The 7,434-nt window shown below is 44.5% G+C and carries 4 protein-coding genes; 1 reads left to right on the top strand and 3 read right to left on the bottom strand.

The features are described from left to right. Positions 1-343: 343 nt before the first annotated feature. Together pntB and pntA are read right to left on the bottom strand one after the other, a co-directional pair. Entirely contained in the window at positions 344-1,795 is a 1,452-nt protein-coding gene (gene pntB / locus H6G08_RS34125) for a Re/Si-specific NAD(P)(+) transhydrogenase subunit beta (RefSeq protein ID WP_190551301.1), read from the bottom strand. 9 nt (positions 1,796-1,804) lie between these two features. After that, positions 1,805-3,394: a Re/Si-specific NAD(P)(+) transhydrogenase subunit alpha gene (gene pntA / locus H6G08_RS34120; RefSeq protein WP_190551299.1), complete on the bottom strand. Its 1,590-nt coding sequence runs from the start codon at positions 3,392-3,394 to the stop codon at positions 1,805-1,807. Positions 3,395-4,535: 1,141 nt separating this feature from the next. Here pntA and H6G08_RS34115 point away from each other — a divergent pair. After that, entirely contained in the window at positions 4,536-5,720 is a 1,185-nt protein-coding gene (locus H6G08_RS34115; protein ID WP_190551297.1) for an NAD(P)H-quinone oxidoreductase subunit H, read from the top strand. A gap of 248 nt (positions 5,721-5,968) precedes the next feature. Here the strand turns inward: H6G08_RS34115 and H6G08_RS34110 are convergent, their stop codons facing one another. Next, the gene (locus H6G08_RS34110; protein WP_190551295.1) at positions 5,969-7,432 is read right to left on the bottom strand and encodes a glycoside hydrolase family 13 protein; all 1,464 of its coding nucleotides are present in this window, start codon (positions 7,430-7,432) and stop codon (positions 5,969-5,971) included. Positions 7,433-7,434: the final 2 nt, after the last annotated feature.

Raw genomic sequence — 7,434 nt, 5'->3', positions numbered from 1 at the left:
ACTTCTTAAAATATCTTTTTTACTCATTTAATGTGTTCTTTTATTCTCTATTGATGAATCAACCTCAGTAATAACCGATTGTGACAGTGCTGGGTACGGAAGGAAGGTTAAATGGGTATTTAAAAAATTGGATGTCCCTTGGACAAATCAGTTGAGGTGCGATCGCCTACGCATTTTATCAATCGCATACCCGATATATCGCCCGCAGGCTGGAAGCCTGGGGCTATTAATACAAAGCCCACCTGCGTGGGCTAAAAAAATTAGCCTGCGTTTGCAGGCTTTGTTTAATTAGCCGCACCCTTCTAGGGTGACGGCGGGATTACGGACTAAGCACCAATCTTGGTTATGTGGAAAATACTGTTTTCATTACTAGATTAATATTGCTGCTTTCCTCGCTTAATTCGCTAAGTTTGCTGACTGTTGCATCAATATTTTTCTTCGCATCGCCAAACAACATCAGGGTATTTGGCTTATAGAATAGCGGGTTTTCTACTCCAGCATAGCCGCTTGCCATACTGCGTTTCATGACGATGACTGTACCAGCTTTCCAAACTTCGAGTACAGGCATTCCGGCAATGGGGCTATTGGGATTTTCTAAGGCGCTGGGGTTAACAGTGTCGTTAGCACCAATGACTAATACTACATCTGTTTCGGTGAAATCCTCATTAATTTCATCCATCTCTAAGACGATATCATAAGGAACTTTCGCTTCCGCTAACAAAACGTTCATGTGTCCTGGCATACGTCCAGCTACGGGATGTATACCGAAACGCACTTTAATTCGGCGATCGCGCAATCGTTTGACAATGTCGGAAACGCCATGTTGTGCTTGGGCTACCGCCATACCGTAACCAGGAACAATAATCACACTCTTGGCACGGCAGAGAATTTCTACTGTGTCTTCTACTGTGGTTGAGTTAACTTTGCCTTCTGGCTGTGCGCCATCTGCCATAGTTGCGCTAGTTGTCTGTGCGCCAAAGCCGCCTAAAATGACGCTGATAAAGGAGCGGTTCATGGCTTTGCACATGATGTAGCTGAGGATCGCCCCGCTACTACCGACTAATGCACCGGTAATAATCAGCAAGTCGTTAGATAACATGAAACCCGCCGCCGCCGCCGCCCATCCAGAGTAGCTGTTGAGCATGGAAATTACCACGGGCATATCCGCGCCGCCAATTGCCATGACGAGATGAACGCCTAAAACTGCGGCAATTGCAGACATGAATAATAGGGGTTGCAATCCAGTTGTGGCTTCTGCACCAATAAACTGACTGCCCAGCCATACTGAAGCTACGAGAATAGCCAAGTTTAATACATGCCTGGCGGGGATAAGTACGGGTTTGCTGGTGATGACACCTCTGAGTTTACCAAAGGCAATAATTGAGCCGGTAAAGGTGATTGCACCAATAAAGACGCCAACAAATATTTCGATTTGATGGATTGTCGCTTCTTCTGGCGAGAGGGGCGTTGCTTGTAGATAATTGGCAATCCCTACGAGTACTGCTGCTGCACCAACAAAGCTATGCAAAATTGCTACTAATTCTGGCATGGAAGTCATCGCTACCCGCGCCGCCACAATTGCGCCAATGACGACTCCGGGAATGACAACGGCACTTAAGATGCCATAAGCTTTCATATCGAGGGAGAATGCAGTCGCTACGAAAGCGATCGCCATACCCACAATACCGTAAACATTACCTTTGCGAGCGGTTTCTTGATCGGACAGTCCCCCAAGACTGAGAATAAATAGAGCGCTGGCGAGAATATACGCCACTGTCAGTAAGTTATTTGACATAATTTCCTTCTATTTTTGGAACATTTTGAGCATTCGTTGGGTGACTAGGAAACCGCCGGAGATGTTAATTGTGCCGACAAGAATTGCGATCGCTCCCAGAATTGTTGTAGATAAGTTGGATGTTCCCGATATTTGCAGCATCCCGCCGAGAATAATGATGCCGCTAATGGCGTTAGTCACGCTCATTAGTGGTGTATGCAATGCTGGTTTGACATTCCAAATCACTTGCCAACCAATAAAGCAAGCCAGAACAAACACAATGAAATGAGACAAAAATTCTGGCGGCGCACTTATACCGATACCCAGTAAGGCGACACCAACCAATAACAGCCAAATTACATTACTCCCGCTTTTGGCTTTACTGGGAACTGGGGAAGCTGGCGCAGTTGCTAAGACTGGAATCGGCTCTTTGACTTTATCTTCACTTTTGCTACTTTTGGTTTCTGCTACCTCTACTTTTTTCTCTACTTTTGGCGGTGGATAAGTGATTTCGCCACTATGAACGACTAAAGCGCCTCTAACGACTTCATCTTCGAGATTGACTTGAAAATTCTTTGCTCCTCCCATGTCTTCGAGGAGATGGTAAAGATTTGTACCGTAAAGTTGACTGGCTTGTTGTGCCATGCGGCTAGGCAAATCTGTTAAACCAACTATGGTTACTCCCTTGTGACGGTAAACTTCACCGGGATGAGTACAGGCACAATTCCCACCTTGCTCGGCTGCTAAATCAACAACTACCGAACCTTCTTTCATACTTTCAACCATTTCCTGAGTAATTAGCACTGGTGCTTTTTTCCCAGGAATCAAAGCTGTAGTGATGATAATATCAACTTCTTTGGCTTGCTCGGCAAACAGTGCCATCTCCGCCTTGATGAATTCGTCGCTCATTACCTTGGCGTAACCGCCTTCACCCGTTCCATCTTCAGCAAAGTTGAGTTCGAGAAATTCTGCTCCGAGACTTTCTACTTGTTCTTTAACTACTAAGCGAGTATCAAAGGCGCGCACAATTGCACCTAATCCTTTAGCTGTACCAATGGCGGCTAATCCCGCAACGCCTACACCAATAATCATTACCTTGGCTGGTGGTACCTTGCCGGCGGCGGTAATTTGTCCGTTAAAGAAGCGCCCAAAGTGGTTAGCTGCTTCAATTACCGCCCGATATCCTGCCAGATTTGCCATTGAACTTAAAGCATCTAGCTTTTGCGCCCTACTGATGCGGGGAATGGCATCCATCGCCAAGACTGTAGCTTGACGCGATACTAATTTTTGCAATAAATCAGCATTTTGGGCAGGCCAAATAAAACTAATTAACGTACTTCCCTGATGGAGTAAATCGACTTCATGTTTACATGCATCTGGGTGCAATTGGGGCGGGCGCACCTTGAGGACAATATCTGCTTCTGTCCATAAAGTTGCTGCATCTGGGACAATCTGACATTGTGCTGCAGTGTAAGCATCATCATTAAAGTTGGCACCGCAGCCAGCATTTCTTTCTACTAATACATCAAAACCCAGCTTTTGCAAGCGTTTGGCTGTATCTGGCGTAGCGGCTACACGCTGTTCGCCAGGATAGACTTCTTTTGGAATACCAATCTTCATTGGCGTTCTCCTATTGATTTATGCAGTGTTCCCAGTTGTTGAGAAGGGAGAAGAGAAGGCAAGGGGGCAGGGAGCAGGGAGCAGGGGGAAGAAGACTCTTGCCCCATGCCCTAATTCGGCTGTATGCAATTTAATGTGGAATTGAATTATGCGATCGCCAAAAGTTGGGAATAATGAGGATTTTATTGCTGACTGTATCTAGTTGCTAGGAGCGATCGCTTTTAACGGGAGGTTTAGATCTTGCACCAACCTCAAAATTACGCTGAAATTAATTGTGGTACGCCATACGCACGCCACTTAGGACAATTTTAAGATGGAATGTTTTCGGCAAACCGCCTTTCAGCACGAAATATGAAAACAACTTTTGTTTACAAAAGTGTTTTTGTTTTTGTCTCCCCTACTCAGGTTGTATCTTTGATATTGATTGAATTACTTATTCTAAAGATACTATTTCTTATAGTATAGGATATCGATAATTGTATTAATTCTTCACAACCATTGTTGGTTTTAGTAGACCAAATATCTAGCGACTAGGGTAAATAATATTTACTATAGCAATATCAACAAAAAAATAATAATTTTTATATTTTAATAATTGAAATTAATCAAATTTATCAATAATGTTTGCTATACAACAGCGATTAATAGCAACTTGAATTGGAATGGATGACTGTCAGAAACTATGCATAGTAATTCCAAAAGTTTGCAAAATAAATTTAATTTATATAAATAAAATATAAATTCTTCGTAGGGTGTGTTATGCCGTAGGCTAACGCACCGTCTCAAATTCAAGGTGCGTTGCGCTGCGCGACAACACACCCTACGTTACTACTCGCCAGCTGTATCCTTCAGGGCATGGAAAGGTCGATAAAGCACAAACTTGCACATGGCTAGCTGAATGCAGCCTCAATAGTAGGCGGGCAAATTCGGGACAATCGGTGTTAGGCATTGCGTATTCCATATAATAATTGAAGAAGTGCAACAAAATTAAACATCAACCAAAATCCCTCGGCTGCCATCTTCTCTCCAACCTAACCCATTACCCTGAAGAGTCTGATTGTGGCAGACACGATAAATGGGGTCTGGTTGGCATCTACGCGATCCAAGTCTAAATTTTCATGAACGGGAGAACACATAATCTATGGCCAGAATAGAAACCCGCACTGAACCTATGGTGCTCAATATGGGCCCGCACCATCCCTCAATGCACGGGGTTCTGCGGTTAATTGTTACCCTGGATGGCGAGGATGTCATTGATTGTGAACCAGTAATTGGCTACCTGCACCGGGGAATGGAAAAAATTGCGGAAAACCGCACTACGATTATGTATGTCCCCTACGTGAGTCGGTGGGACTACGCAGCAGGGATGTTCAATGAAGCCGTTACTGTCAACGCCCCAGAAAAATTGGCAGGTGTTGCCGTACCCAAACGCGCCAGCTACATCCGCGTTATTATGCTGGAATTAAACCGCATCGCCAACCACCTATTGTGGTTCGGGCCATTCCTAGCTGACGTAGGCGCACAAACTCCCTTCTTCTACCAGTTCCGCGAACGGGAGATGATTTACGATTTATGGGAAGCGGCTACTGGTTACCGGATGGTAAATAACAATTACTTCCGTGTTGGTGGTGTAGCAGTTGATTTACCTTACGGTTGGGTAGATAAATGCTCAGAATTCTGCGATTACTTGCTACCTAAAATAGACGAGTACGAAAAGTTAGTTACCAATAACCCCATTTTCCGCCGTCGGGTTGAAGGTATTGGCACAATCACCCGCGAAGAAGCAATTAACTGGGGACTTTCTGGCCCCATGTTACGCGCTTCTGGGGTGAAGTGGGACTTGCGCAAAGTTGACCACTATGAATGCTACGATGACTTTGACTGGGATGTACAGTGGGAAACTGCCGGTGATTGCTTTGCCCGTTATTTGGTGCGGATGCGGGAAATGCGCGAATCTGTGAAAATTATTCGCCAAGCAATTAAAGGACTTCCTGGCGGCCCTTATGAGAACTTAGAAGCGAAGCGTTTAGCTGCTGGGAAAAAATCAGAATGGGATGCTTTTGATTATCAATATATTGGTAAAAAAGTTTCTCCTTCTTTTAAGATTCCTAAAGGGGAAATTTACGCCCGTGTCGAAAGCGGTAAAGGTGAATTAGGTATTTATTTAGTGGGTGATGATAATGTCTTCCCCGCACGCTGGAAGATTCGCGCCGCCGATTTCAACAATCTGCAAATTCTGCCGCATTTATTACGCGGAGTGAAGGTGGCAGATATTGTGGTAATTCTCGGTAGTATCGATGTAATTATGGGTTCTGTGGACAGATAAATCAGTCTGTTTGCTTTGGATACAGAATCAATATAAGGGCACAAAAATTATAATTGTGCCCTTATTTTTATACCCAATCGTAGGGGCGGGGTTTCCCCGCCCTTACGCAATTATTGGGTTATTTTCTAGTGATGTATCGCATTGATGTTTAGGGATAAGAGAACGAACCGCAAAGGCGCGTTCGCCGGAGGCGTTCCCGCAGGGTAGTACACGAAGAAGAAAGAAAAGAAGAAGAGAAAGACATGAGATTAACCTACACCTAAGATGCAACCAAAACGCGCATCAAGAGATATGGAAAGCTGCTGATTTTCTCCGGCATCTTGCCATTCTACTTCGGCATTGCCATATAAAAGTTTGTTGGGTTGAGTCTGCAAGTTGCTAATGGGAATCTCTGCTTTTGTTGGTGCTGTACCTGCATTCACAGCAATAATTAATTCTTCAGTTCCTAAGGTTCTAGCAAATACATAAAGTGTACCTTGGGCATAAAGCACTTGATAATCTCCTATCCGCAATGCTGGGTAGCTATTACGGATGGCAATTAATTGACGATGAGTATCAAGAATATCTTTGTCCCAGGTTGCTTCTAAGGGAAAACCACGTCGAGAATCGGGATCTATCGCGCCAGGTAAGCCGACTTCATCACCATAGTAGACGCTAGGGGCACCGGGGAAGGTGAGTAAGAGTAATGTTGCTAATTCGACACTGGCTTTATCGCCTCCAGAAATAGACATTAATCTGGCGGTGTCGTGACTGGCGAGTAAGTTTAATTGGGTTAGCTGAATTTCCCAAGGATAAAGTTCGAGTACTTCTTGAATTTTGGCGGCGTATTCCGCAGCAAATAAGGGGGGATAGGGTTTATAGTCGCGGCTTTGCACTTGTTCTAAGACTACGCGATCGCCTGCGGCAAAGGCAATGGTCGGCCCGGCAAATAAATAATTCATCACGCCGTCAAATTGCGTACCATCTAGCCATTCGCGAGAGTCTCCCCAAACTTCCCCCACAATATAAGCTTCGGGATTTATCGCCTTGACGCGCTGACGAAATTCTTGCCAAAAGCCAGGGGTTTTAATTTCAAATGGGACATCTAACCGCCAACCATCAATGCCGAATTTAAGCCAATATTCGGCAATTTCCATAATATATTCTTTGACTTCGGGGTTATCGTGGTTAAATACAGGTAAAGCCCGATTTCCTGCCCAACCTTCATAATTAGCTGGAAAATCGCCATTGTAAGCGGAAAGCGGCCAGCCTTCTACTTTAAACCAATTCACCCAAGGGGAATGAGGGCCATTTTCCAATACATCGTGGAAAAAGAAAAAGCCGCGACTGGAGTGATTAAATACACCATCCAAGACAACTTTAATATTGCGTTCGTGGGCTGCGTCTAACAATTCTTTAAAAGCTTCGTTACCCCCCAACAGTGGATCGACCTGATAATAATCGTGGGTATGATAGCGATGGTTACTAGCCGATTGAAAGATGGGTGTGAAGTAGATAGCGTTAATTCCTAAATTTTGGATGTAGTCCAAACCCTCCATTACACCCCATAAATCACCGCCTTTGTACCCTTGTAGTGAAGGCATTGCTTCCCAATCTTCCCAACGAGCTTCATGTAATAATCGTTTGCGGGGTTGCTTGCTTCTGGCAAAGCGATCGGGAAATATTTGGTAGAATACAGCGTGTTTTACCCAGTCTGGTGTTTGAATTTGCATTG

This window comes from Calothrix anomala FACHB-343 (assembly GCF_014696435.1).
Taxonomy (GTDB): Bacteria; Cyanobacteriota; Cyanobacteriia; order Cyanobacteriales; family Nostocaceae; genus Aulosira; species Aulosira anomala_A.
The sequence above is the reverse complement of the archived record's forward strand: the minus strand, read 5'-3'. Positions and strand labels throughout refer to the sequence as shown.